This is a genomic window from Massilia hydrophila, from assembly GCF_020208145.1.
In the GTDB taxonomy this organism is placed as follows: domain Bacteria; phylum Pseudomonadota; class Gammaproteobacteria; order Burkholderiales; family Burkholderiaceae_D; genus Telluria; species Telluria hydrophila.
Map to the genome: position 1 here is coordinate 440,027 of NZ_JAHYBX010000002.1, position 22,883 is coordinate 462,909.

The 22,883-nt window shown below is 66.0% G+C and carries 22 protein-coding genes; 11 read left to right on the forward strand and 11 right to left on the reverse strand.

From position 1 onward, the window contains the following. Positions 1-38 precede the first annotated feature (38 nt). The 3 genes from LE190_RS09135 (at position 39) to LE190_RS09145 (ending at position 5,417) form a co-directional block, all read left to right on the forward strand. Positions 39-1,238: an efflux RND transporter periplasmic adaptor subunit gene (locus tag LE190_RS09135; RefSeq protein WP_225238393.1), complete on the forward strand. Its 1,200-nt coding sequence runs from the start codon at positions 39-41 to the stop codon at positions 1,236-1,238. Next, positions 1,235-4,327: an efflux RND transporter permease subunit gene (locus tag LE190_RS09140; protein ID WP_225238394.1), complete on the forward strand. Its 3,093-nt coding sequence runs from the start codon at positions 1,235-1,237 to the stop codon at positions 4,325-4,327. Before LE190_RS09135 ends, LE190_RS09140 begins: the two co-directional genes overlap by 4 nt. Before the next feature lie 181 nt (positions 4,328-4,508). Next, positions 4,509-5,417, forward strand: a complete 909-nt coding sequence (locus LE190_RS09145; RefSeq protein WP_225238395.1) for a hypothetical protein — start codon at positions 4,509-4,511, stop codon at positions 5,415-5,417. Positions 5,418-5,500: 83 nt separating this feature from the next. Here LE190_RS09145 and hemB read toward each other — a convergent pair whose 3' ends face one another. Together hemB and yihA are read right to left on the reverse strand one after the other, a co-directional pair. Continuing rightward, the gene (gene hemB / locus LE190_RS09150) at positions 5,501-6,514 is read right to left on the reverse strand and encodes a porphobilinogen synthase (protein WP_225238396.1); all 1,014 of its coding nucleotides are present in this window, start codon (positions 6,512-6,514) and stop codon (positions 5,501-5,503) included. A 39-nt stretch (positions 6,515-6,553) separates the two neighbouring features. Beyond that, positions 6,554-7,276, reverse strand: a complete 723-nt coding sequence (gene yihA / locus LE190_RS09155; RefSeq protein ID WP_225238397.1) for a ribosome biogenesis GTP-binding protein YihA/YsxC — start codon at positions 7,274-7,276, stop codon at positions 6,554-6,556. 172 nt (positions 7,277-7,448) lie between these two features. On the opposite strand from yihA, the gene LE190_RS09160 reads away from it, so the two are divergent. The 3 genes from LE190_RS09160 to ccsB all read left to right on the forward strand — a co-directional run bounded on the left by LE190_RS09160 (position 7,449) and on the right by ccsB (position 11,605). Beyond that, on the forward strand, positions 7,449-8,114 hold the full coding sequence (locus tag LE190_RS09160) for a c-type cytochrome (protein ID WP_224946798.1): 666 nt from the start codon (positions 7,449-7,451) through the stop codon (positions 8,112-8,114). A gap of 193 nt (positions 8,115-8,307) precedes the next feature. Further along, a complete protein-coding gene (locus tag LE190_RS09165) occupies positions 8,308-10,419 on the forward strand; it encodes a cytochrome c biogenesis protein ResB (protein ID WP_225238398.1) in 2,112 nt (703 codons plus the stop codon). A 19-nt stretch (positions 10,420-10,438) separates the two neighbouring features. After that, positions 10,439-11,605: a c-type cytochrome biogenesis protein CcsB gene (gene ccsB, locus LE190_RS09170; protein ID WP_225238399.1), complete on the forward strand. Its 1,167-nt coding sequence runs from the start codon at positions 10,439-10,441 to the stop codon at positions 11,603-11,605. A 2-nt stretch (positions 11,606-11,607) separates the two neighbouring features. On the opposite strand, the gene uraH is transcribed toward ccsB, so the two are convergent. Together uraH and LE190_RS09180 are read right to left on the reverse strand one after the other, a co-directional pair. Next, a complete protein-coding gene (gene uraH, locus LE190_RS09175) occupies positions 11,608-12,018 on the reverse strand; it encodes a hydroxyisourate hydrolase (protein WP_225238400.1) in 411 nt (136 codons plus the stop codon). Between the two features lie 29 nt (positions 12,019-12,047). Beyond that, positions 12,048-12,539, reverse strand: a complete 492-nt coding sequence (locus tag LE190_RS09180) for a GlcG/HbpS family heme-binding protein (protein WP_225238401.1) — start codon at positions 12,537-12,539, stop codon at positions 12,048-12,050. Positions 12,540-12,676: 137 nt separating this feature from the next. Here LE190_RS09180 and LE190_RS09185 point away from each other — a divergent pair, with 137 nt between their 5' ends. From LE190_RS09185 to msrQ, 4 genes are all read left to right on the forward strand, one after another. Next, the gene (locus LE190_RS09185; RefSeq protein ID WP_225238402.1) at positions 12,677-13,363 is read left to right on the forward strand and encodes a heavy metal response regulator transcription factor; all 687 of its coding nucleotides are present in this window, start codon (positions 12,677-12,679) and stop codon (positions 13,361-13,363) included. Further along, positions 13,360-14,748, forward strand: a complete 1,389-nt coding sequence (locus tag LE190_RS09190) for a heavy metal sensor histidine kinase (RefSeq protein WP_225238403.1) — start codon at positions 13,360-13,362, stop codon at positions 14,746-14,748. Before LE190_RS09185 ends, LE190_RS09190 begins: the two co-directional genes overlap by 4 nt. A 127-nt stretch (positions 14,749-14,875) precedes the next feature. Further along, positions 14,876-15,847: a protein-methionine-sulfoxide reductase catalytic subunit MsrP gene (msrP, locus tag LE190_RS09195; RefSeq protein ID WP_224946805.1), complete on the forward strand. Its 972-nt coding sequence runs from the start codon at positions 14,876-14,878 to the stop codon at positions 15,845-15,847. A gap of 2 nt (positions 15,848-15,849) precedes the next feature. Beyond that, complete coding sequence (gene msrQ, locus LE190_RS09200) at positions 15,850-16,455, forward strand: protein-methionine-sulfoxide reductase heme-binding subunit MsrQ (RefSeq protein WP_225238404.1); 606 nt, start codon at positions 15,850-15,852, stop codon at positions 16,453-16,455. Positions 16,456-16,505: 50 nt separating this feature from the next. On the opposite strand, the gene lysA is transcribed toward msrQ, so the two are convergent. Beyond that, positions 16,506-17,783: a diaminopimelate decarboxylase gene (gene lysA, locus LE190_RS09205; RefSeq protein WP_225238405.1), complete on the reverse strand. Its 1,278-nt coding sequence runs from the start codon at positions 17,781-17,783 to the stop codon at positions 16,506-16,508. A gap of 8 nt (positions 17,784-17,791) precedes the next feature. Then, complete coding sequence (gene lptM, locus LE190_RS22020; protein ID WP_224946808.1) at positions 17,792-17,968, reverse strand: LPS translocon maturation chaperone LptM; 177 nt, start codon at positions 17,966-17,968, stop codon at positions 17,792-17,794. Between the two features lie 41 nt (positions 17,969-18,009). On the opposite strand from lptM, the gene cyaY reads away from it, so the two are divergent. Continuing rightward, positions 18,010-18,339, forward strand: a complete 330-nt coding sequence (gene cyaY / locus LE190_RS09215; RefSeq protein ID WP_225238406.1) for an iron donor protein CyaY — start codon at positions 18,010-18,012, stop codon at positions 18,337-18,339. Between the two features lie 4 nt (positions 18,340-18,343). Here cyaY and LE190_RS09220 read toward each other — a convergent pair whose 3' ends face one another. The 5 genes from LE190_RS09220 to LE190_RS09240 form a co-directional block, all read right to left on the reverse strand. After that, on the reverse strand, positions 18,344-18,781 hold the full coding sequence (locus LE190_RS09220; RefSeq protein WP_225238407.1) for a hypothetical protein: 438 nt from the start codon (positions 18,779-18,781) through the stop codon (positions 18,344-18,346). A gap of 96 nt (positions 18,782-18,877) precedes the next feature. Beyond that, positions 18,878-20,107 carry an ABC transporter permease gene (locus tag LE190_RS09225; RefSeq protein ID WP_225238408.1) on the reverse strand — a complete coding sequence of 410 codons (1,230 nt, stop codon included), beginning with the start codon at positions 20,105-20,107 and terminating at the stop codon, positions 18,878-18,880. Next, entirely contained in the window at positions 20,100-20,816 is a 717-nt protein-coding gene (locus LE190_RS09230) for an ABC transporter ATP-binding protein (protein ID WP_225238409.1), read from the reverse strand. Before LE190_RS09230 ends, LE190_RS09225 begins: the two co-directional genes overlap by 8 nt. Next, complete coding sequence (locus LE190_RS09235; protein ID WP_225238410.1) at positions 20,813-22,105, reverse strand: efflux RND transporter periplasmic adaptor subunit; 1,293 nt, start codon at positions 22,103-22,105, stop codon at positions 20,813-20,815. Before LE190_RS09235 ends, LE190_RS09230 begins: the two co-directional genes overlap by 4 nt. Next, positions 22,102-22,836 (reverse strand): YIP1 family protein, encoded by a 735-nt coding sequence (locus LE190_RS09240; RefSeq protein ID WP_225238411.1) that lies wholly within the window; start codon positions 22,834-22,836, stop codon positions 22,102-22,104. Before LE190_RS09240 ends, LE190_RS09235 begins: the two co-directional genes overlap by 4 nt. Positions 22,837-22,883 lie beyond the last annotated feature (47 nt).

A 22,883-nucleotide genomic window follows, 5' to 3' on the forward strand; every position in this document is an offset into this window, starting at 1 on the left:
CGAGAAAGAGCTGCCGGGACGGGCGGCAAGGGACGAACATGAAAAAGAAGAATGCAGGGTTGATCGTGGGCGCCGTGGCGCTGGCCGTGGCCGGCGCCTGGTACCTGAACAAGGACGAGGGCGCCCACGCCGAGGCCAAGGGCGGGCCAGGCGGGCCGGGGGGCAAGGGCGGCATGCCGCCAGTCACGGTCAACGTGGTGGCGCCGCAGCGCCAGGACGTGGGCGTGGAACTGTCGGCGAACGGCACGGTCACTCCGGTGCGCACCGTCGACCTGCACCCGCAGACCACCGCCACCATCCGCCAGGTGCACATCCGCGAAGGCCAGTTCGTCAAGGAAGGCCAGCTCATGTTCTCGCTGGACGACCGCGCCGACCGCGCCAACGTCGCGCGCGCCGAGGCCCAGGTGGCCCAGAACCGCGCCACCCTGGCCGACCTCGAGCGCCAGTACAAGCGCAGCCAGGAACTGTCGGCCCAGGGCTTCCTGTCGCGCAGCGCCACCGATTCCCTGAAGAGCCAGGTGGAAGCGGCGCGCGCCCTGGTCCAGAGCAATGCGGCGGCCGCCCGCGCCAGCCAGGTCAGCGCCAGCTACACCGCGATCCGCGCCCCGATGTCGGGCCGTGTCGGCGCGATCGACATCCACCCGGGCGCCCTGGTGCAGCCGTCCACCTCGCTGACCACCATCACCCAGCTCGACCCGATCGACGTTTCCTTCACCCTGCCTGAGTCCGCCCTCGGTTCCGTGCTGGCAGCCCAGCGCGCCGGCAAGGTGGCGGTGCAGGCCTCGACCGGGGCCGGAGATGCCGCGGCGGCGCTCACGGGCGAGCTGAAGTTCGTGGACAACGCGGTCGATCCCGCTGCCGGCACCATCCGCGTGAAGGCCCAGTTCGCCAATCCGCAGAGCGCGCTGTGGCCGGGCCAGTACGTCAGCACCCGCATCACCGTGCAGACCATCCGCGATGCCGTCGTGATCCCGCAAAGCGCGATCATCACCGCCACCAATGGCACCTTCGTGTACGTGGTGGGCGAGGGCAACGAGGCGCGCCAGGTCAAGGTGGCGCGCCTGCACGGCTTCGGCGAGTATGCTGCCGTCACCGGCCTGCAGGGCAGCGAAAAGGTCATCACCGAGGGCAAGCAGAACCTGCGTCCGGGCGGCAAGGTGCGTCCGGCCGGCGCGCCGGCGGCCGGCGCCAGGGCCCAGGGCGCGCCCGCATCGGCACAAAAAGGTGACAAGGCATGAACCTGTCGGAACTGTGTATCCGCCGTCCCGTGATGGTGGTCCTGCTGTCGCTGGCCCTGGTGCTGGTCGGCGTGCTGGCCTACATGCACATCCCGGTGGCGGCGCTGCCGAGCTATAACACGCCGGTCATCAACGTCAACGCCAACCTGGCCGGCGCCAGCCCGGAAAACATGGCCTCGTCGGTCGCGCTGCCGCTGGAAAAGCAGTTCGCGACCATCGCCGGCATCAAGATGATCAGCTCGACGAACACGCAGGGCAACACCTCGCTGACGCTCGAGTTCGACGAATCGATCGACGTCAACCAGGCCGCCGTGGACGTGCAGGCCGCGCTGCTGCAGGTGCAGCGCCAGCTGCCGCAGGAAATGACCGACCTGCCGTCCTATCGCAAGATCAATCCGGCCGACTCCCCGATCCTGTTCATGCACATGACCTCGCCGTCGATGGACTTGTCGGAGCTGAACGATTACGCGGAAAACCTGGTCTCTCCGGCGATCTCGACCCTGCCCGGCATCGCCCAGGTGACGGTCAACGGCGGCAAGCGCTTCGCCGTGCGGGTACGCGCCAGGCACGACCTGATGAGCGCGCGTAACATCTCGATGACCGAGCTGGCCGCCGCGCTGCGCTCCGCCAATTCGATCACGCCGCTCGGCATCCTGGACGGCCCGAGCCAGAGCCTGACCATCCAGGGCGGCGGCCAGCTGATGCGCGCCGCCGACTTCGCCGGCCTGATCGTCGCTACCCGCGACGGCCTGCCGGTGCGCCTGCGCGACATCGCCGAGGTGGAAGACAGCTACCAGTCGGTCAAGGCTACCGGCAGCCTGAACGGCGAGCGCTCGATCGTGCTGATGGTGCAGCGCCAGCCCAATGCCAACACCGTGCAGGTGGTCGACGCCGTGCGCGAACTGATGCCGCGCTTCGAGACCCAGCTACCGCAGTCGATCAAGATCCACCTGGTGAACGACCGCTCGGATTCGATCCGCGAAGCGATCCACGACGTCAACCTGACCCTTGCCGGCACCATCGTGCTGGTGATCCTGGTGATCTTCCTGTTCCTGCACCGCCTCACGGCCACCTTCATCCCGGCGGTGACGGTGCCGATCTCGCTGCTGGGCGCGCTGTCGCTGCTGTATGCCTTCGGCTACAGCCTCGACAACATCTCGCTGCTCGGCATCACGCTGGCGGTGGGCCTGGTGGTCGACGACGCCATCGTGGTGCTGGAAAACATCGTGCGCCACATGGAGATGGGCAAGAAGCCGATGCAGGCCGCGCTGGTCGGCTCGCGCGAGATGGGCTTCACCATCATCTCGATCTCGATCTCGCTGGTGGCCGTGTTCATCCCGATCTTCTTCATGCCGGGCGTGATCGGCCTGCTGTTCCGCGAATTCGCCGTGATCGTCGGCCTCGCGGTGCTGGTCTCGGCGGTGGTCTCGCTGACCCTGGTGCCGATGCTGTGCTCGCGCCTGATCAAGCATGGCGGCCACGTCGATCCGAAGGAAATGTCCTGGATCGGCCGCCGCTTCGAAGCCATGTTCACCAATGTGCGCGACGGCTATGCGCGCACCCTGGACATGGCGCTGCGCCACCGCTTCGTGGTGCTGATGCTGGCGCTCGGCACCGTGGTCCTGACCGTCGTGCTGTACTCGACCATGCCGAAAGGTTTCTTCCCAGAAGAAGACATCGGCCAGCTGCGGGTGATGGTGGAAGCGTCCGAAGACACGTCTTCGTTCAAGCTGATGCAGCTGCAGGCGCAGGTGGTGGACATCGTGCGCGCCAATCCGCACGTGAAGGACGTCACCTCGTTCAGCGGCGGCGGCAATACGGGCCGCATGTTCCTGGTGTTGAAACCGCGCAGCGAGCGCCCGCCGATGCCGGAGGTCGTGGACGCGCTGCGCAAGGCCACCCGTGCGGTGGCCGGGGTGCAGGTGTTCCTGTCGCCGGTGCAGAACCTGCAGCTGGGCGGACGCCAGTCGAAGAGCCGCTACCAGTACACGCTGCAGAGCGTGTCGGGCGGCGAGATCGGCGGCTGGGCCGAGCAGTTCCTGGAGCGCATGCGCCAGGACCAGCGCTTCCGCGACGTCACCAGCGATTCGCAGAACAAGGCGCTGCAGGCCACCATCGACATCGACCGCGACAAGGCCGCGCTGCTGGGCGTGGAAATGGCCGACATCCGTACCGTGCTGTACGCCTCCTTCGGCGAACGCCAGGTCTCGACGATCTATTCGACGGCGGCCAGCTACTATGTGATCCTTGAAGCAGCCCCGAGCGACCGCTACTACGACGAGGCGCTGTCGCGGGTGTCGGTGCGCGCCAAGACCGGCGACCTGGTCAAGCTGTCGAGCTTCGCCACCGTCAAGCGCACCGTGGGCCCGCTGGCGGTCAACCACCAGGGCCAGCTGCAGGCGATCACGCTGTCGTTCAACCTGGCACCGAACGTGCCGCTGGGCGACGCCACCGCCGCCATCGAGCAGATGGGCCGCGACATGAAGCTGCCGGCCTCGATCATCACCAACTACGGCGGCGACGCGGCGGTGTTCAAGGACACCCAGTCGAGCCAGCTGATCCTGATCATCGCCGCGATCGGCGTGATCTACGTGCTGCTGGGCGTGCTGTACGAGAGCTACATCCACCCGCTCACCATCCTGGCCGGCCTGCCGTCGGCGGCGGTGGGCGCGCTGCTCACCTTGTGGCTGTTCGACATGGACCTGACCCTGATCGCGATGATCGGCATCCTGATGCTGATCGGTATCGTCAAGAAGAACGCGATCATGATGATCGACTTCGCACTCGACGCCCAGCGCACCCAGGGCCTGAAGCCCCAGGAAGCGATCCGCGAGGCCTGCATCCTGCGCTTCCGTCCGATCCTGATGACGACGCTGGCGGCGATGATGGGCGCGCTGCCGATCGCGCTGGGCATCGGCGCCGGCGCCGAGCTGCGCCAGCCGCTCGGCCTGGCCGTCGTGGGCGGCCTGATCTTCTCGCAGGTGATCACGCTCTACATCACGCCCGTGATCTACCTGTACCTCGACAAGTACAGCGGCACCGGACCGATGACGGACAAGCAACTGGCAAAGCTGGAAGCCGCGCATTGACGCCAGCGCAGGCGGGATCCTTCCCGCCTGCCGGTCTCCCCGCTGCTGAAACATCTTGTAACATCCTTCCGGGCCGTGGAAGCCTGCCTAAGCTTGCCCTAAGCTGCGCCGCTTCCACAAAACGGTTAGACTTCGGCTCTCGTGCAGTATTGATAGACGCCGATCCAGGACCCGTTCGACCTTGCGTGACCATTCCCATACCTACGACGAGCACAGCGACGTGTGCGCGCACTGCGGGCAGCCGCTGCCCCAGGCGGAGCGCAGCGTGCTCGCGTACGGCCGCCAGGGACCGAACCGCCCGGCGCTGGCCGGCACGATCCTGCTGCACGTATTACTGGTGCTGATCTGGTTGTTCCATCCCGACAAGGATGCGAAGCAGGCGAAACCGGCCTCGGGCGACGATGGCAAGGTCGTGTACGTGTCGCCGATGAAGCAGAAAACCACGGAAGCGCCGCGCGAGCAGGCGCCCAAGCCGCTGCCACTGCCGCCCGTCCCGGTTCCGCTCCAGGAGCGCATCGAGATCGCGCGCCTGCCCGACACCATCACCACGCCGCCGGAACAGCCGGTGAAGGAAACCCGGCCGCCGCAGAAGTTCGACGAATCGCGCCCGGTCGACATGCGGGAATTCATCGAAGCGCGCCGCCGCCAGCGCGGTGCGGCCAGTGGCAGCGAATCCTCCTCCGAGGAAAGCGAATCGGCCAAGGGCATGCGCAATGCGCTGGCCAACGTTGCCGCCATCAATGGCCGCGGCCGCGAAGACCGCAACGAGACCGGCGGGGTGTTCTCGGTGTCGAACAAGACCTTCCACAGCATGGACCTGAAGTTCCGCGGCTGGAACCCGAACTTCCAGCGGCGCTGGCTGACCCAGGTGACGGTGGAGCAGGGCAGCGAAGCGGATGTCGAAATCGCCGTGGTCAAGAAGATGATCGAACTGATCCGCCGCGAGAAGAAGGGCGACTTCGAGTGGGATTCGCACCGGCTGGGCCGGATCGTGAAGCTCAGTGCCCGCGTGGAAGATACCGATGCCCTGATGACTTTCCTGTTCAAGGAAATGTTCCCGGAATACAAGCCGCCGCAACAGTGGCGTTAAGGCCCGGGCCAAGAAAAACGGCGCCTTTGCGCCGTTTTCGCATGTTGGCCGTCCTGCAGGCGTAGCGTGCCGCCCAGGGCCTGTCAGCCCTGGGCCTTGAGCTTGCGCGCCACGTCCAGCGCGAAATAGGTCAGCACCCCGTCCGCCCCGGCGCGCTTGAAGGCCATCATCGCTTCCATCATGACCTTGTCATGGTCCAGCCAGCCATTCTGGGCGGCGGCCTTGAGCATCGCGTATTCGCCGCTGACCTGGTAAGCAAAGGTCGGCACCTTGAACTCGTCCTTCACGCGGCGCACCACGTCCAGGTAGGGCATGCCCGGCTTGACCATCACCATGTCGGCGCCTTCGGCCAGGTCGAGCGCCACTTCGCGCAGGGCCTCGTCGCTGTTGGCGGGATCCATCTGGTAGGTGTTCTTGTCCGCCTTGCCCAGGTTGGCGCTGGAACCGACCGCGTCGCGGAAGGGGCCGTAGAAGCTCGATGCATACTTGGCCGAGTAGGCCATGATGCGGGTGTGGATATGGCCCTGCTCTTCGAGCGCGTTGCGGATCGCGCCGATCCTGCCGTCCATCATGTCCGAGGGCGCCACCACGTCCACGCCGGCCGCGGCCTGGGCCAGCGACTGCCTGACCAGCATCTCGATGGTCTTCTCGTTGACGATATAGCCGCTCTCGTCCGGCAAGCCATCCTGGCCGTGAGTCGTGTAGGGGTCGAGCGCCACGTCGGTCATGATGCCCAGTTCCGGGAAGTGGCGCTTCAGTTCGCGCACGGCGCGCGGCACCAGGCCCTCCGGGTTGGTCGCCTCCACCCCGTCATAGGTCTTGAGGGCGGCATCGACCACCGGGAACAGCGCCAGCATTGGGATGCCGAGCGCCACGCATTCCTCGGCGACCGTCAAGAGCAGGTCGACCGAGAGGCGCTCCACGCCCGGCATCGAGGCCACCTGCTGGCGCTGGTTCTGGCCGTCGAGGATGAACACCGGGTAGATCAGGTCCGAGGCGGTAACGACGTTCTCGCGCATCAGGGCGCGCGAGAAAGGGTCGCGGCGCATGCGGCGCATGCGCGCGGCCGGGTAGCTGGCGGGGGTGATGATGGTCATGGCGTCTCTTATCAAGAAAAACAATACCGCACTTGAGGATTATTGCGAATCCGGATGATCCTGGGCGCTGTCATCCGGCGCTTGCGCTTCGTCGGCGTCCCGGTCCAGGCCGAGCAGTTCAAGGATCTTGGCGTCCGCCTCCTCGATGCCGATGCGCTTGAGCGCCGAGAACAGCTGCACCGTGAACGGAAAACCCTCGCCTTCCTCGTCGACGTAGCTGTCGAGGATCTTCTGCGCCTGGCGCAGGACATTGGTCTTTTCGTTCTGGTTGAGCTTGTCGGCCTTGGTGAGAATGCAGTGGATCGGCTTGCCCGTGGGGGCGAACCATTCGAGCATCTGCACGTCGAGGTCGGTGAACGGGCGGCGCGCATCCATGATCAGGACCAGCGCGGCCAGCTGTTCGCGGCGCTGGACGTAGTCGCCCAGCAGTTTCTGCCAGTGCAGCTTGGCCGTGCCGGACACTTCGGCATAGCCATAGCCCGGCAGGTCGACCAGCAGCGCCCGGATCTCGTCGACGATGGTCGGGTCCTTGCGGTGCTGGCCCACGTGGGCGCCGCCGATCGAGAAGTAATTGATGTGCTGGGTGCGGCCCGGCGTCTTGGACGCGAAGGCCAGGCCCTTCTGGTTGGTGAGAATATTGATCGCCGTGGATTTGCCCGCGTTCGAGCGCCCGGCGAAGGCGATTTCGGGAACCTGGGTGCCCGGCAGGTCGCGCAACTGATTAACGGTCGTGAAGAACCGGGCTTGCCATAATTTGGACATAAGAGGAGGCCTGGAAGCAGGCTGAAATGACAACGAAATGGCGATAAGGAAACAAAGCTATTGTACAATAAGGGGTTGATCCATGCTCCGCCCCGGGGGAGCGCCAAGAAGACTGCTGCACTGTTTCACTGTAAATTCCAAAATCTGTTTTTGACTTTTTCAGGGTGCTTGAATGAATCGTTTGACGTTTCCGCTTTTGAAGTCCTTGTTGGTTGCAAGCCTGGCCCTGTGCGGTAGCGTGTCCGCGGCCGATGCACCGCACACCGCCGTTGCCAAGGCCGACCCGGCCAAGGGCGGAACCCTGTACGATTCGGGCGATGCCGCGCGCGGCCTGCCCGCCTGCATGTCCTGCCACGGCGCCGCCGGCAACTCGACCATCGTCGCCAATCCGAAGCTGGCCGGCCAGATCGACGCCTATACCCACAAGCAGCTGGTCGACTTCACCACGCCGAACCGCCAGAACCCGGTGATGAGCACCTACGCCAAGATGCTCACCGAGGCCGAGAAGCGCGATATCGCCGCCTACCTCTCGACCCAGAAGGCCAAGCCGGGCGCCGCCAAGAGCAAGGACACCGTGGAACTGGGCCGCAAGATCTATCGCGGTGGCATCGCCGAGAAGGGCGTCGCCGCCTGCGCCAGCTGCCACGGCGCCACCGCCAATGGCATCCCGGCCCAGTACCCGCGCCTGTCGGGCCAGCACCAGGACTACACCTATGCCCAGCTGGACGCGTTCAAGAACGGCGCGCGCAAGAACAGCATCCAGATGACCACGCTGGCGCAGCGCATGTCGGCGGAAGAGATGAAGGCGGTGTCCGACTATATCGCGGGCTTGAAATAAGCAGCGCGGCGAAGCAATTCGCGACGTCTCGTTGTTCGTAGGGTGGGCGGCTGTGCCGCCCACGCGTTCAGCCAGAAGAGGAACAGCCGCACAGGCAGCATCGCCGAGGTTTGAACGCGTGGGCGGGAAGACCGCCCGCCCTACATTGCGGTATGCTCGATGATTTGCTGGCGCTTCACGAAAGCTGTAACGAATGAGTACCACCGGAATTGAACTGAATACCCGCCGCCGCTGGCTCGCCGAAGCGGTCGAGCTGGTATCCTCGATGCGCTTCGCCATCAGCCTGCTCACCATCGTGGCGATCGCCTCGGTCATCGGCACGGTGCTCAAGCAGAACGAGCCGATGCCGAACTACGTGAACCAGTTCGGTCCCTTCTGGTTCGAGATCTTCGCCAAACTCGGCCTGTACAGCGTGTATGCCAGCTGGTGGTTCCTGCTGATCCTGGTCGTCCTGATCGTGTCCACCGCCCTGTGCGTGGTGCGCAACGCGCCGAAGATGCTGCGCGACATGCGCAGCTGGCGCGAACACGTGCGCGAAGAGTCGCTGCGCAACTTCCACCACAAGCTCGAATGGCAGGCGCCGCTGGATCAGGCCGCGCTCGCCGGCCAGACCGCCGAACGCCTGCGCCATGCCGGCTATGCCGTGAAGCTGGTCGAGAAGGAGCGGGGCATCCTGGTGGCGGCAAAAAAGGGCGCCGGCAACAAGTTCGGCTATATCTTCGCCCACACGGCCATCATCGTGATCCTGCTGGGCGGCATGCTCGATTCGGAACTGCCCGTCAAGTTCCAGCAGTGGTTCTTGGGCAAGACGCCGTTCGGTGGCAGCGGCGTGATTGCCGATATTCCGGCCCAGCACCGCCTGAGCGTCTCGAACCCCAGCTTCCGCGGCAATACCCTGATCGCCGAAGGCCAGACCAGCCATACCGCGCTGCTGCCGCAAGCGTCGGGCGTCCTGGTGCAGGAACTGCCGTTTTCCATCGAGCTGAAGAAATTCCACATCGATTTCTACTCGACCGGCATGCCCAAGCTGTTCGCCAGCGACGTCATCGTGCACGATCCCGAGAACGGCAAGCGCTTCCCGGCCACCATCAAGGTCAACCATCCGCTGATCTACAAGGGCATCGCCGTCTACCAGTCGAGCTTTGACGATGGCGGCAGCAAGCTCAAGCTCACCGGCTTCCCGATGCGCGGCAGCGCCAGCAAGGATTTCCTGGTCGAAGGCACGGTCGGTTCCACGACCGAGCTGAAGCAGGATGGCGAGGCCTGGACCGTTGAATGGTCGGGCTTCCGCCCCTTCAACGTCGAGAACGTGGCGGCCGGGCAGGACGCGCGCGCGGTGGCCAAAAACACGCCCTTCGACCAGCAGTTCGCGGCCACCCTGGGCAAGGCTTCCGGCTCGGCCGCGAAGAACCACGACAACAAGGACCTCAAGAATGTCGGCCCGAGCGTGCAGTACAAGCTGCGCGACAAGACCGGCCAGGCGCGCGAATTCCTGAACTACATGCAGCCGATCACGCTCGAGGGCGCCCAGGTGTACCTGGCCGGCGTGCGCGCCAGCCCGTCGGAAAACTTCAGCTTCCTGCGCATCCCGGCCGACGACGCCTACAGCGTGCGCACCTGGATGCGGCTGCGCGCGGCGCTGGCCGACCCGGCCCTGCGCCAGGACGCGGCGCGGCGCTATGCGGCGCGCGCGCTGGCGCCGGGACAGGACAAGCTCAGCGGCCAGCTGGAGGAATCGGCGGCGCGCACCCTGGCCATCTTCGCCGGAGAAGGGGCAGGGGCAGGGGCAGGGGCGGGCGGCGGACGGGGCGGCTTCGTGGGCGTCTCGCAATTCCTGGAAAAGATTCCGCCGGCCGAGCAGGAAAAGGCCGCCGCCATCTTCATGAAGATGCTCAACGGCTCCCTGTGGGAGCTGTGGCAGGCCGCCAACGCGCGCGCGGGCGAGCCGCCGGTCGAGCCCACCGAGGCCCACGGCCGCTACCTGCAGCTGGCCACGAATGCCCTGTCCGACAGCGTGTTCTATGGCGCCCCGGTCTACCTGCAGCTGGAAGAGTTCACCGAGGTCAAGGCTTCCGTGCTGCAGCTGACCCGTTCCCCCGGCAAGGGCATCGTCTACTTCGGCTGCCTGCTGCTGGTGGCGGGCGTGTTCGCAATGTTTTATATTCGTGAACGGCGCATGTGGGTCTGGGTGCGCAATGCGGAGGGCGGCGCGCATGCGCTGATGGCCATGAGCACCCAGCGCAAGACGCTCGACTTCGAGCGCGAGTTCGAGGATTTGAAAGCAAAACTGCCGCAGCGGGCCTGAACGCGGCAAGGAGACCAAGATGGAACTGTCGCAATCCAAGACCGTGCAGCCGGGCGCGTATGTCCAGAAGCCGGGCTTTTTCCGCAGCCTGAACGCGATCGACTGGCTGTACGGTGCGGCCCTGCTGGCCGCGGCGCTGTTCGCGCTGAACCGCTACGCCCATCACATGGACATCTACGAGCAGGTGATCCTGGTGCTGAGCGCGCCCACCTTCGCCCTGCTGGGCTGGCACTGGAAGCCGGTGCGCTGGCTGATCCCGCTGGTGGCCGTGCTGGCGCTGTGGGCGATCGCGCAGTATGGCGGCGCCATCGATGCGGCCAACCAGAAATTCTTCCTCAAGTACATGCTGTCGAGCCAATCCGCCATCCTGTGGATGAGCGCCCTGTTCGTGTTCTCGACCGTGTTCTACTGGCTGGGGCTGGTAAGCCGTTCGAACTTCGGCGGTGCCGTCGGCAGCAAGCTGTGCTGGGCGGCCGTGGTGCTGGGCTGGACCGGCATGATGGTGCGCTGGTTCGAGTCCTACCTGCTGGGACCGGACGTGGGCCACATCCCGGTGTCGAACCTGTACGAAGTGTTCATCCTGTTCTCCCTGATCACCGCGATGTTCTACCTGTACTACGAGGCCCGCTACGGTACCCGCCAGCTGGGGCCCTTCGTGCTGCTGGTCATCGCGGCCGCCGTCGCCTTCCTGCTGTGGTACACGGTCTCGCGCGACGCCGCCCAGATCCAGCCCCTGGTGCCGGCCCTGCAGAGCTGGTGGATGAAGATCCACGTGCCGGCCAACTTCATCGGCTATGGCACCTTCGCGCTGGCCGCGATGGTCGGCTGCGCCTACCTGCTCAAGTCGCACGGCATCCTGGAAGACCGCCTGCCGTCCCTGGCGGTGCTGGACGACGTGATGTACAAGTCGATCTCGGTCGGCTTCGCCTTCTTCACCGTCGCCACCATCCTCGGCGCCCTGTGGGCGGCCGAGGCCTGGGGCGGCTACTGGTCCTGGGACCCGAAGGAAACCTGGGCCCTGATCGTCTGGCTCAACTACGCGGCATGGCTGCACATGCGCCTGATGTCGGGCCTGCGCGGGCGCGTGGCGGCCTGGTGGTCGGTGGTGGGCCTCCTGGTGACGACCTTCGCCTTCCTGGGCGTGAACATGTTCCTGTCGGGCCTGCACTCCTACGGCGAGCTGTAAGCCTAGTTGCCCCGGTAGGTCGAGTAGCCGTAAGGGCTCAGCAGCAGGGGAATGTGGTAGTGCTGGGCCGGCGCATCCACCGTGAACTCGACCGGAATCTGCGGGAAGAAGCTGGCCTGTCCCTTGCGCCCGTAGTGCTCTCCGGTCTTGAACACGATGCGGTAGTTTGCCGCCGCCATCGGCTTATCTTCCGGATACAGGGCCGGGATGCGGCCCTGCGCGTTCGTGACGCCGCGCGCCAGTTCGCGCCATTCGCTGCCCGCGCGCTGTTCCAGCGTGACTTCGATACCCGCGCTGGGCTGGCCGCTCTGCAGGTCGAGCACGTGGACGCTGAGCGGATTCGGCGCGGCGGCTGCCGCAAGGCTGGCGCAGCCCAGCAGGCTGGCAAGGGCGAGTCGGCGGATGGTTCGCATGGTGTTCTCCTAAGTAAAGACAAAAAAATTCAAGGGGTGGGTTGGTCGAGCCCGGGCACGGCGCCGATGGCGCGCTGCGCGCAGGCATGGTCGTTCAGCGGCCCGCCGCCACCGGCCACGCCGATGGCGCCGACCACCTGCTTCTCTACCAGCAGCGGTACGCCCCCGCCGAGCAGCAGGAGTTCGGGCAGGGTCGCCAGGTTGCGGGTGTCGGGGACGGCCTGCGCATCGCGAGCCAGCTGCAGCGTCGGCTTACGCGTCGACAGCGCGGTATAGGCCTTGCGCCGGCTGGCCTCGGTGTTGTGCGGGCCGACGCCGTCGTCGCGCTGCAGGGCGACCAGGTTGCCGCCACGGTCGACCACGGCGGCGGCGATCGCACGGCCTTCTGCACGGCAAGATGCGATCGCGCGCGCCGCCAGCCGGTTGGCGGCTTCCAGGTCGAGATCCGGATGCCGGGGCAGTGCGGCGCCGGCCGGTGCCGCGGCCAGCGCGGCGAGGAGGATGACAAGCTGCTTGGACATGGTGTTCCTTCGTGGTGGGATGGACGCCATCCTGGCATGCGCCTGGCAACGCCAGCCTGACCGCCAGATGACAATCCTGTCATGTCGGAAGCGGCGGCATCGGCCTAGAATGAGGTTTTGTTCCCCTTGCCAGCGCCATGACCATCCTCGTGATCGAAGACGAGCCGAAAACCGGCGATTACCTGCAGCGCGGCCTGGCCGAGTCGGGCTTTGCCGTGCGCCTCGCGCGCAATGGCCGCGACGGCCTGGCCATCGTCCGCGAGGACGAGATCGAGCTGGTCGTGCTGGACGTGATGCTGCCGCGCATGGACGGCTGGCAGGTGCTCGACGCCCTGCGCGCCGACCCCGATACCGAACAGCTCCCGGTGCTGTTCCTGACGGCGCGCGACGAAGTCGAGGACCGGGTGCGCGGACTGGAACTCGGCGCCGACGACTACCTGGTCAAGCCTTTCGCTTTCGTGGAACTGGTGGCGCGCATCCGCACCCTGTTGCGGCGCGGGCCGGTGCGCGAGGAAGAACTGATCCGGATCGCCGACCTCGAGATCGACGTGCTGCGCCGCCGCGTGCGGCGCGGCGGCGCGACGATCGCGCTCACGGCCCAGGAATTCGCGCTGCTGCACCTGCTGGCGCGGCGCCAGGGCCAGGTGCTGTCGCGCGCCCTGATCGCATCCCAGGTATGGGACATGAATTTCGACAGCGACACCAACGTCATCGACGCCGCCGTGCGCCGCCTGCGGCGCAAGATCGACGACCCGTACACGCTGAAACTGATCCACACGCGGCGCGGCATGGGCTATGTCTGCGAAGCGCAGGACCCGGCATGACATCCTCCTGGCGCCATTCCCTGACCCTGCGCGTGACGCTCGCCTTCATGCTGATCGTTTCCTTCGTTGCGGCGGGCCTGGGCATCTACCTGTACCGCGCCTTCGTGGCCGAGATCGCGCGCCGCGATGACCTGCAGCTGCTGGGCAAGCTGCGCCAGGTGCAGATCGTGCTCGGCCGGCCGGGCGCGGCCGAGCTGCTTGTTGCGCAACCCGACTTCTTCCGCGACACCATGAGCGGGCAGGAGAACTCGCTGGTGCGCATCGTCGGGCCGGGGGGCGCGGTGCTGGCCGATATCAACCCGCGTGGCGAGCGCTACCCCACGCCGCCGGACGCCGGACCGGCGCCGGGACGCGACGCCATCGCCGCCTGGACCACGCAGGACGGCACGCCCGGCCAGGTGGTAGCGGGCAGTGCCCGCCTGGGTACGACGCAGGTAGCGGTGGTGGTGGCGCGCGCCTATGCCGAGCGCACCGCCATGTTCGCGCGCTACCGCGCGCGCATCCTGGCCGCTTGCGCGGTCGGCGCCGTGCTTGCCGCGGCGCTGGCGGCGCTGATGCTGCGCCATGGCCTGCGTCCCCTGCGCGAGGTCGCCGAGCACGCGGCCCTCATCAAGCCGGGCACGCTGGCGCAGCGCCTCGGCATCGTCGGCGCGCCGTCCGAGCTGCGTCCGCTGATCGACGCGTTCAACGCCATGCTGCAACGGCTGCAGGACGGCTATGCGCGCCTGTCCGGCTTCTCGGCCGACCTGGCGCACGAGTTCAGGACGCCGATCACGAACATGATCGGGCAAAGCCAGGTCGCACTCGGGCAAGGCCGCAGCCGTGACGAATACGAGGCCCTGCTGGCATCGAACATCGAGGAACTCGAGCGTCTCGCGCGCATGATCGAGAGCATGCTCTTCCTTGCCCGCGCCGGCCAGGACGAGGTGGTCCTGGCGCGCCAGCCGCTGGTGGCGCTCGACGAGCTGGAGCGGGTGGCGGATTTCTACGAAGGCATGGCGGAGGAGCGCGGCCTGCGCCTGCGGTGCAGCGGCGCGGGCAGCTTCGCCGCCGACCCGGCGCTGGTGCGGCGGGCCCTGGCCAACCTGGTCTCGAACGCGGTGCGCCATGCCGATGAAGGCAGCACCATCACGCTGCATGCCGAGCCGCGTGCCGGCATGCTGGAGCTGAGCGTGGCCAATGTGGGCGCGGCGATTCCACAAGAGCACCTGGACCACCTGTTCGACCGCTTCTACCGCGTCGACAGTGCGCGCAGCGACGCCGAGGGCTCCACGGGGCTGGGCCTGTCCATCGTCAACGCCATCCTGAATTTGCATGGTGGCAAGGCGACGCTGCAGTCGCACGGTCCCGCAATCCGTTTTGTCCTGGCTTTTCCCACCGGGTAAGCCGGACGCGGCCCCTGACACGCTTTTGTCCAGCGCGGCAGGGCCATCCTCGCCGATTGGCGGACGGTACTAACGTGCGCCCAAGGCGGCTAGTGTAACCTGATATCTCTTCGAAGCGGAGTCAAGCATGCTTTTCAAACGCAGTCCGAATGGAATGGATCTCCCGTATCCTTCCGAGATCACACCGCGCGAGGTCTATGAAGGCCGGCGCCAGTTCATCGCCCGCATCGCCGCCACGGCCGCGGTCGGATCGGGAATCTGGGAAATGGCCAACCGCGAAGCGTTCGCCCAGGGCACGAAGCTGGCCGCGGTCCGCAACGCGGCCCTGTCCACGCAGGAAGCCCAGACCTCGTTCAAGGACGCCACGTCCTACAATAACTTCTACGAGTTCGGCCTGGACAAGGACGACCCGGCCCGCAACGCGCACACGCTGCGCACCCGGCCGTGGACGGTGACGATCGAAGGCGAGGTGAAAAAGCCCGTCACGCTCGACATCGACCGCATCCTCAAGCTCGCGCCGCTCGAAGAGCGTGTCTACCGCCTGCGCTGCGTGGAGGGCTGGTCGATGGTGATTCCCTGGGTCGGCTACTCGCTGTCGCATCTGCTGAAGCAGGTCGAGCCGACCGGCAATGCGAAGTTCGTGGAGTTCACCACCCTGGCCGACAACCGGCAGATGCCCGGCCTGCGCAGTCCCGTGCTCGACTGGCCCTATGTGGAAGGCCTGCGCATGGACGAGGCGATGCATCCGCTCACGCTGCTGGGGCTGGGCATGTACGGACAAGTGCTGCCGAACCAGAACGGCGCGCCGGTACGCCTGGTGGTGCCCTGGAAGTATGGTTTCAAGTCGGCCAAGTCGATCGTGCGCATCCGTTTGCTGAGTCGCCAGCCGCGCACCGCCTGGAACGAATCGGCGCCCAACGAATACGGCTTCTATTCGAACGTGAACCCGAACGTGGACCACCCGCGCTGGTCGCAGGCCAGCGAACGCCGCATCGGCGAAGACGGCTTTTTCAAGCCCAAGCGCAAGACCCTGATGTTCAACGGCTACGAACAGGTGGCTTCGCTGTACGGCGGCATGGACCTGAAAAAGTTTTTCTGACGATGGCCTGGACTCCTTCCCCGCGCCAGCTGGCCGGCATCAAGGCGGCCGTGTTCTTGATGGCGCTGCTGCCTTTCCTGCGCATGGCCTGGCTGGTGGCGCAAGGCGCGCTGGTCGAGCCGCTGGCCTTCCTCACGCGCGGCACCGGGGACTGGACCCTGTATCTCCTCTGCATCACGCTGGCGGTGACGCCGCTGCGCCGGCTCACGGGCTGGAACTGGGTGGTCAAGCTGCGGCGCATGCTGGGGCTGTTTACCTTTTTCTACGCGCTGCTGCACTTCAGCTGCTTCTTCTGGTTCGACCATTTCTTCGACATCGCGGCGATGCTGAAGGATGTCGTGAAGCGGCCCTTCATCACGGTGGGCTTCATCGCCTTCGTGCTGCTCGTTCCGATGGCGGCGACCAGTACCAACGGCATGATCCGGCGCCTGGGCGGCAAGCGCTGGCAGTGGCTGCACCGGCTGGTCTATGTGGTGGCGGTGCTGGGCATCCTGCATTTCTGGTGGATGAAGGCGGGGAAGAACGACTTCCAGCAGCCAATCGTGTTCGGGCTGATCGTGGCGCTGCTGCTGGGATTGCGGGTGTACTGGCGCGTGACAAGGAGGTAGGGTGGGCGGGTCTCCCGCCCACGCGTCCAGCCTACGAATCGCGACACCGTTTATTTCAGCATCGACTCGAGCGCGAACAGATCGGCCGGATGCTCGCGCTGGCGAATCAGGTGCACGCGGTCGCCATCGACCATCACTTCGGCCGCGCGGCCGCGCGTGTTGTAATTCGAGGCCATCGTCATGCCATAGGCGCCCGCCGTCATGATGGCCAGCAGGTCGCCCGGCGCGACCGCGAGATCGCGCTCGCGCGCCAGCCAGTCGCCCGATTCGCACACCGGGCCGACCACGTCGTAGGTCAGCTTGTCGCCTTCGCGCGGCACCACCGGCTGCACGCCCATCCAGGCCTGGTACAGGGTCGGACGCATCAGGTCGTTCATGGCGGCGTCGACGATGGCGAAGTTCTTTTCCACGCCCGGCTTCAGGAATTCGATCCTGGTCAGCAGCACGCCGGTGTCGGCCACGATCGAACGGCCCGGCTCGAAGATCACCTTGATCGGCTGCCCGCCGTGCCTGTCGGCGCGCCAGGCGTCGATGCGGGCGAACAGGCGGCCCAGGTAGTCGCCCACCGGCACCGGCGGCTGATCGCCCTCGGCGCCGTAGTTCACGCCCAGGCCGCCGCCGATGTCGAGGTGGTGCAGATGGATGCCTTCGTCCGCCAGCGTGTCGATCAGCTCGATCAGCTTGTCCAGCGCTTCGAGCAGCGGCGCATCGTCCAGCAGCTGCGAGCCGATGTGGCAGTCGATGCCCACCACGTCCAGGTGCGGCAGCGCGGCGGCGCTGCGGTAGGTCTCCAGCGCGTCGTCGAAGGCGACGCCGAACTTGTTGGCCTTCAGGCCGGTGGCGATGTAGGGGTGGGTCTTGGCGTCCACGTTGGGGTTCACGCGCAGCGACACCGGCGCGCGCTTGCCCATGCTGCCGGCCACCTCGTTCAGGCGGTGCAGCTCGGGGATCGATTCGACGTTGAAGCACAGGATGTTCTTTTCCAGCGCCAGCCGCATTTCCTCGACGGTCTTGCCGACGCCCGAGAAGATGGTCTTGCCCGGGTCGCCGCCAGCCGCGATCACGCGCAGCAGTTCGCCACCCGAGACGATGTCGAAGCCGGCGCCGGCGCGCGCCAGCAGGTCGAGGATGGCCAGGTTCGAGTTCGCCTTCATCGCATAGCACACCAGCGCGTCGCGGCCCTGGCAGGCGTCGGCATAGGCGCCGAAGTTTTCCAGCAGCGCGGCTTTGGAATAGACATAGGTCGGCGAGCCGAACTGCGCGGCGATGGCGGACAGGGAAACACGTTCGGCGTGCAGGGCGCCGTTCTGGTACTGGAAATGCGACATGGGATGCGTTACTTGGTCGGGGCCGGGGTCGAGGCGTTGTTGGATGGAACGGGCTGGGCCGGCTGCGGGTTGGCAGGGGCAGGCTTGGCCGGCGGGTTCGGCATGTACAGCGGACCCGTCTGGCCACAGCCGCTCAGGACGGCGAGCAGGGCGGCGCCGGAAAGCAGTGCGGTGGTGGACTTCACGATTAGAATGGGGGTTTGATTAGCAGACTTTGGAGTGTAGCATGACCGAATCCGAATTTTTGGCGCTGGCCGAAAGCACCCTGGACCGCATCGAGGCCTGCCTCGACAAGCTCAACGACGACGACGTGGTCGACGTCGAATGCAAGCGCAGCGGCAACGTACTCGAAGTCGAATTCCTGCGCAACGCGTCGAAGATCATCATCAACAGCCAGGCCCCGCTGCAGGAAATGTGGGTGGCGGCGCGTTCGGGCGGCTACCACTACAAGCGCGTGGGCGACGAGTGGCGCAATACGCGCGACGACAGCGAGCTGTTCGCCTCGCTGTCGCAGTACGTGACGGAGCAGGGCGGGGCGCCGGTGGCCCTGGGCTGATCGCTCATCCTGGGGGAGCCTCTTCCCATGCGCGTGGACTGGCTCCGATCTCGTCGATTGCATCCATGATCGCTGCCTCGATGGCAGGTGGGACATGAATCCTGCGCTTACTTGGCCAGATTCCAAGCAGGTTCCTCCGCTGGAATGCCTGCATCCGCAACCCCCATTCTGGCGCACCCGGACAGCTGCCTTCGTCGGGCTCGCTGAACTGGTAGACAGCGATTTCGAAACTGGTCGACGGCGCCGCTTTCCCAAAAACCAGCCATCCCCAGTCCTCGTCGAGGAAACCGGCGTCGAGTCCCTTGGCCTTGAGCCGCGCACACAGGAATTGCGCAAGGTCGCCGCCATACAAGCGGTTACCTGCGTTGTCATTCTCGGGCAGGTCCGACGTGCAGTCGAATTTCTCCGACCTGAACAGAATGGCTTTGGTCAGTGCATCCATGACATTCGGGTGTTGTCGTGATGGGCAAACGATGTGGAAAAATGACCGTGTCTGCATCGCCGTCCGGGGGCGCGGCGATTCCTCCCGCGCCCCGGGTCATTCGTAGCGCAGGGCATCGATCGGATGCAGGTTGGCGGCTTTCGCGGCCGGCATGATGCCGAACAGGATGCCCACCAGGCTGGAAAAGCCGAAGGACATCAGGACCGCCCACCAGGGCACGACGGCGCCGGGAAAGCCCGGAATCAGCTTGGCCACGCCGAAGCCGAGCAGGTAGCCCAGCACCAGGCCGACCAGCCCGCCCAGCAGCGACAAGGTGGTCGCTTCGATCAGGAACTGCAGCAGGATGTGGTGGCGTTGGGCCCCCAGTGCCTTGCAGATGCCGATCTCGCGGGTCCGCTCCGTCACCGACACCAGCATGATGTTCATGATCCCGATGCCGCCCACCAGCAGCGAGATGCCGACGATCCCGCCCAGCACCAGGGTCATCATCCCGACGATCTTCTCGAAGGCGTCGGACAACTGCTGTGCCGACTGCACCTTGAAGTCGTTGCGCTGCCCCGGCTTGAGATGGTGGGCCTGGCGCAGCAGCGAAGTCACCCGGCCCTGCACCGCATCGATCTGTTCGATGTCGTCGACGGTAAAACTGATCGAGATGTTCAGCCGGGTGCTGGTGCCAGCCACGATCTGCCCGACCGAGAACGGAATCAGGATGTAGTCGTCCTTGCTGAAGCCGAAGGCTTCGCCTTTTTCCTCGGTGACACCGATGATCTTGAACCATTCGCCGCCGATCTCCAGGAACTGGCCCACCGGATCGGCGGGCAGGCGCAGCTTCTCGAGCAGCTTGCTGCCGATGACGCATACCTTGCGCCGCGAAGCGTCGTCGCTGGCGCGGATGAAGCGCCCGCTCTGCGGGAACACCTGGCTCGACTCCATGTAGGCTTCGGTCACGGCCAGCACCTGCGTGAAGCTGGTCTGGCTGCCGGCGCGCACCGTGGTGCCGAAGCCGCCGAACGGGGCGAACGTGGGCGAGACGTTGCTGATGTCGTCGATGTGGGCCACGATGCGTTCGTAGTCGCCCAGGCTCAGCACATGTTCCTTGCCCTGCAGCGCTTCCTCGAAAGGCGTATACGCCTGCACCGTCAGGCTGTTCGAGCCGAGGCCCTTGAACTCGCTGCTGATCGAGGCCGAGAAGCCCTGCACGATCGAGACCACGGCAATGACCGAGGCGACACCGATGATGATGCCGAGCGAGGTCAGGAAGCTGCGAAAGCCATGGGCGAAGATGCTCTGCAGGGCCGAGCGGAAGCTCTCGACCAGGCTAAACATGGGCGGCCTCGCGCACGCTGTTCAGGGTATCGCTCTGCACCTTGCCGTCGGCCAGCCTGACCGTGCGCCGGCAGTGGGCGGCGATGTCGGGCTCGTGGGTCACGACGATCAGGGTCTGGCCTTCGCGGTGCAGGGTGTCGAACAGTTGCATGATGTCGGCGGCGGTGCTGGAATCGAGGTTGCCGGTCGGTTCGTCGGCCAGCAGGATCGACGGCTCGCTGCACAGGGCGCGCGCGATCGCCACGCGCTGGCGCTGGCCGCCGGACAGCTGGTTGGGCAGGTGGTCCATGCGGTGTTCCAGTCCCACGCGCGCCATCGCCTCGCGCGCACGGCGCGCGCGCTCGGCGGGACGCACGCCGCGGTAGATCAGCGGCTGCATCACGTTCTGCAGGGCGGTGGCGCGGGTCAGCAGGTTGAAGCTCTGGAAAATGAAACCGATCTCCTCGTTGCGCGCGCGCGCCAGCTCCGACTCGCTCATGCCGGCCACGTCGCGTCCGTTGAGGAAGTAGCGGCCGCCGGTGGGCGAATCGAGGCAGCCGAGGATGTTCATCATGGTCGACTTGCCCGAACCGGACGAGCCGATGAAGGCGACGTAGTCGTTGCGGGCGATTTCGAGGTCGATGCCGGCCAGTGCCGCGATCGTTTCACCTCCCATCGTGTAGTGCCTGGTGATGCCTTCGAGCCGGATGAGCGGGACAGCCTGGTTCATGTCGTGGACTTCGTTGGCGCCGGCGCTGGCGCGCTTGCTGCGGTCGCGTCCTGCACCGGCCTGTCGGTCGCCGAGATGCTGTCGCCCTGGCGCAGCGCGCGCAAGGTCTTGTAGGGACCGGTGATCACGGTCTCGCCCTGCGCCAGGCCGCTGCGGATCTCTTGCATGCTGTCGTCCGAGGCGCCGACGGTGACGATGCGTTTTTGCGCCTTGCCGTCCTTGGCCACGAACACCCAGCTTTCGCTCTTCGGCGCGGGGGCCTTCTTGCCCTTGCCGGCGGCGTCGCCGCCTTCCTCGTTGTTGGACAGTACCGCCTGCAAGGGCAGGGCCAGCGACTTGCCGCTGCTGGCGGTATAGATCTCGGCGCGGCAGCTCATGCCGGGACGCAGCGCAAGCTTGCCGGTGTCGGCCAGCTGCACCTTGACGTTGAAGTTGCGCGCGCGCGAGCTGCCTTGCGCGGCGGCGGCCGGGTCCTGCCTGGGCGACAGCGGAATGGTCAGCACCTTGCCCTTGAGGGCGGTATCGGGATAGGCGGCGGTATGGATCGCCACCTCCTGGCCCACTCCCACCTTGGCGATGTCGGCTTCGTCGACGTTCACTTCGGTGACCATGGTCGCGGTGTTCGCGATCGTCATCAGGCTCGAGCCGGCGATGCCGATCTGGCTGGCCACCGCCGTTTCGCCGACCTTGATGTCGAGCGCGGTGATGGTGCCGGCGATCGGGGCGCGGATGGTGGTCTTGGACAGGCGCTCGTTGGCCTGCTGCAGGATCGCTTCCACCTGTTCCAGGCGCGTACGGCTGTTGCGCAGCTCGATCTTCGCCAGGTCGAGCGCATAGCGCGCGTCGTCGATCTGCGAATCGGCGATCATCTTCATCTGGTGCAGCTCGATCTTGCGCCGGTACTGCTTTTCCTGGTTCTGCACGTTCAGCTGCTGCTGCTCGATCACGATGCGCTGCTGGCGCACCGCCGCCTGCTGCTGGGCCACTTCGGCGCGGTAGCTTTCGTCGTCGAGGTGCAGCAGCAGGTCGCCGCGCGCGACCTGCTGTCCTTCCTTGACGAAGATGCGGCTGACCTTGCCGATCACCTCGGGCGACAGCTTGACCTGTTCTTCGTACAGCAGGTGGCCGGAAGCCAAAATCGAGGAGCGGATTTCGCGCTGGGCGACGCGTTCGGTATCGACCGCCTTGGCCGGTCCGCTGCCGCGCACCAGCTTGGTGGCGACCGGCACGCCCAGCAGGGCGGTCACCGCCAGGCCGACGACCAGCTTGCGCTTGCTGGCCTGCTTCATGCTGCCTTGCTCAACGCATAAGCCAGCCAGAGGCCGTACACGACGGCATACGGAGCGAGCACGACGCGCAGGGCGGTGGCGCGCGACACGCCGGTCCAGACCCGGTAGCCGATCACCATCAGCACGGTGCCCCAGACCATTGGAACCGAGACGGTTTCCAGCAGGCCGGCGAGCGGATGGCCGGTTTCGTAGTGAAACAGCAACTGGTTGAGGGTGAGCGGGTTGAGCGCTTCGAGGGGCATCTGGCCGTTGGCGGCCAGCAGCATCTGCATTGCGCCGAGAGGCAGCAGCAGCAGGTTGGGCAGCGCTGCCCAGGCGCACAGGGAAAAGCCCTGGCGGAAGCCGAAATCCTGGTTCTTGACCTTGGCGACGATGAGGAAGTACAGGCCGCCGATCGCATACGAAAACACGACGCTGACGAGGGCGCCGATGCCGGAGACGATGCCCATGGTCTGCTGTCCCATGCCCATCTTGGCCGCCTGCTCACGCTCGGCCGGATCAGTCACGCTGGCCAGCATATGGTCCTGGAACCAGGCATAGTCGACGAAGCCGAGGAAGTACCACAGCAGCAGCAGGGAGCTGGCGAGGGCGACCAGTACCACCGGCAGCCAGGTGGCGCGCCGTGCGGCAAGGCGGGCAAAGGTGGCGCCCGGCTCGTGGAAGATGCTCACGAGTGCGCTGGACGGGGAGGCAAGGGCAGCGGCCGGGGCCGATTTTTCGGTCAGTTCCATGGGAGGCGATCCGTAGGTAGAAGAATGAAGGAATACGCTAACAAAAG

Bases quoted from the DNA above. Each gene is read 5' to 3' on its own strand.
- LE190_RS09135 (WP_225238393.1), top strand. From the start codon at position 39: ATGAAAAAGAAGAATGCAGGGTTGATCGTGGGCGCCGTGGCGCTGGCC.
- LE190_RS09140 (WP_225238394.1), top strand. From the start codon at position 1,235: ATGAACCTGTCGGAACTGTGTATCCGCCGTCCCGTGATGGTGGTCCTG.
- hemB (WP_225238396.1), bottom strand. From the start codon at position 6,514: ATGACCATCATCACCCCCGCCAGCTACCCGGCCGCGCGCATGCGCCGC.
- yihA (WP_225238397.1), bottom strand. From the start codon at position 7,276: ATGTCCAAATTATGGCAAGCCCGGTTCTTCACGACCGTTAATCAGTTG.
- LE190_RS09160 (WP_224946798.1), top strand. From the start codon at position 7,449: ATGAATCGTTTGACGTTTCCGCTTTTGAAGTCCTTGTTGGTTGCAAGC.
- LE190_RS09165 (WP_225238398.1), top strand. From the start codon at position 8,308: ATGAGTACCACCGGAATTGAACTGAATACCCGCCGCCGCTGGCTCGCC.
- ccsB (WP_225238399.1), top strand. From the start codon at position 10,439: ATGGAACTGTCGCAATCCAAGACCGTGCAGCCGGGCGCGTATGTCCAG.
- uraH (WP_225238400.1), bottom strand. From the start codon at position 12,018: ATGCGAACCATCCGCCGACTCGCCCTTGCCAGCCTGCTGGGCTGCGCC.
- LE190_RS09180 (WP_225238401.1), bottom strand. From the start codon at position 12,539: ATGTCCAAGCAGCTTGTCATCCTCCTCGCCGCGCTGGCCGCGGCACCG.
- LE190_RS09185 (WP_225238402.1), top strand. From the start codon at position 12,677: ATGACCATCCTCGTGATCGAAGACGAGCCGAAAACCGGCGATTACCTG.
- LE190_RS09190 (WP_225238403.1), top strand. From the start codon at position 13,360: ATGACATCCTCCTGGCGCCATTCCCTGACCCTGCGCGTGACGCTCGCC.
- msrP (WP_224946805.1), top strand. From the start codon at position 14,876: ATGCTTTTCAAACGCAGTCCGAATGGAATGGATCTCCCGTATCCTTCC.
- msrQ (WP_225238404.1), top strand. From the start codon at position 15,850: ATGGCCTGGACTCCTTCCCCGCGCCAGCTGGCCGGCATCAAGGCGGCC.
- lysA (WP_225238405.1), bottom strand. From the start codon at position 17,783: ATGTCGCATTTCCAGTACCAGAACGGCGCCCTGCACGCCGAACGTGTT.
- cyaY (WP_225238406.1), top strand. From the start codon at position 18,010: ATGACCGAATCCGAATTTTTGGCGCTGGCCGAAAGCACCCTGGACCGC.
- LE190_RS09220 (WP_225238407.1), bottom strand. From the start codon at position 18,781: ATGGATGCACTGACCAAAGCCATTCTGTTCAGGTCGGAGAAATTCGAC.
- LE190_RS09225 (WP_225238408.1), bottom strand. From the start codon at position 20,107: ATGTTTAGCCTGGTCGAGAGCTTCCGCTCGGCCCTGCAGAGCATCTTC.
- LE190_RS09230 (WP_225238409.1), bottom strand. From the start codon at position 20,816: ATGAACCAGGCTGTCCCGCTCATCCGGCTCGAAGGCATCACCAGGCAC.
- LE190_RS09235 (WP_225238410.1), bottom strand. From the start codon at position 22,105: ATGAAGCAGGCCAGCAAGCGCAAGCTGGTCGTCGGCCTGGCGGTGACC.
- LE190_RS09240 (WP_225238411.1), bottom strand. From the start codon at position 22,836: ATGGAACTGACCGAAAAATCGGCCCCGGCCGCTGCCCTTGCCTCCCCG.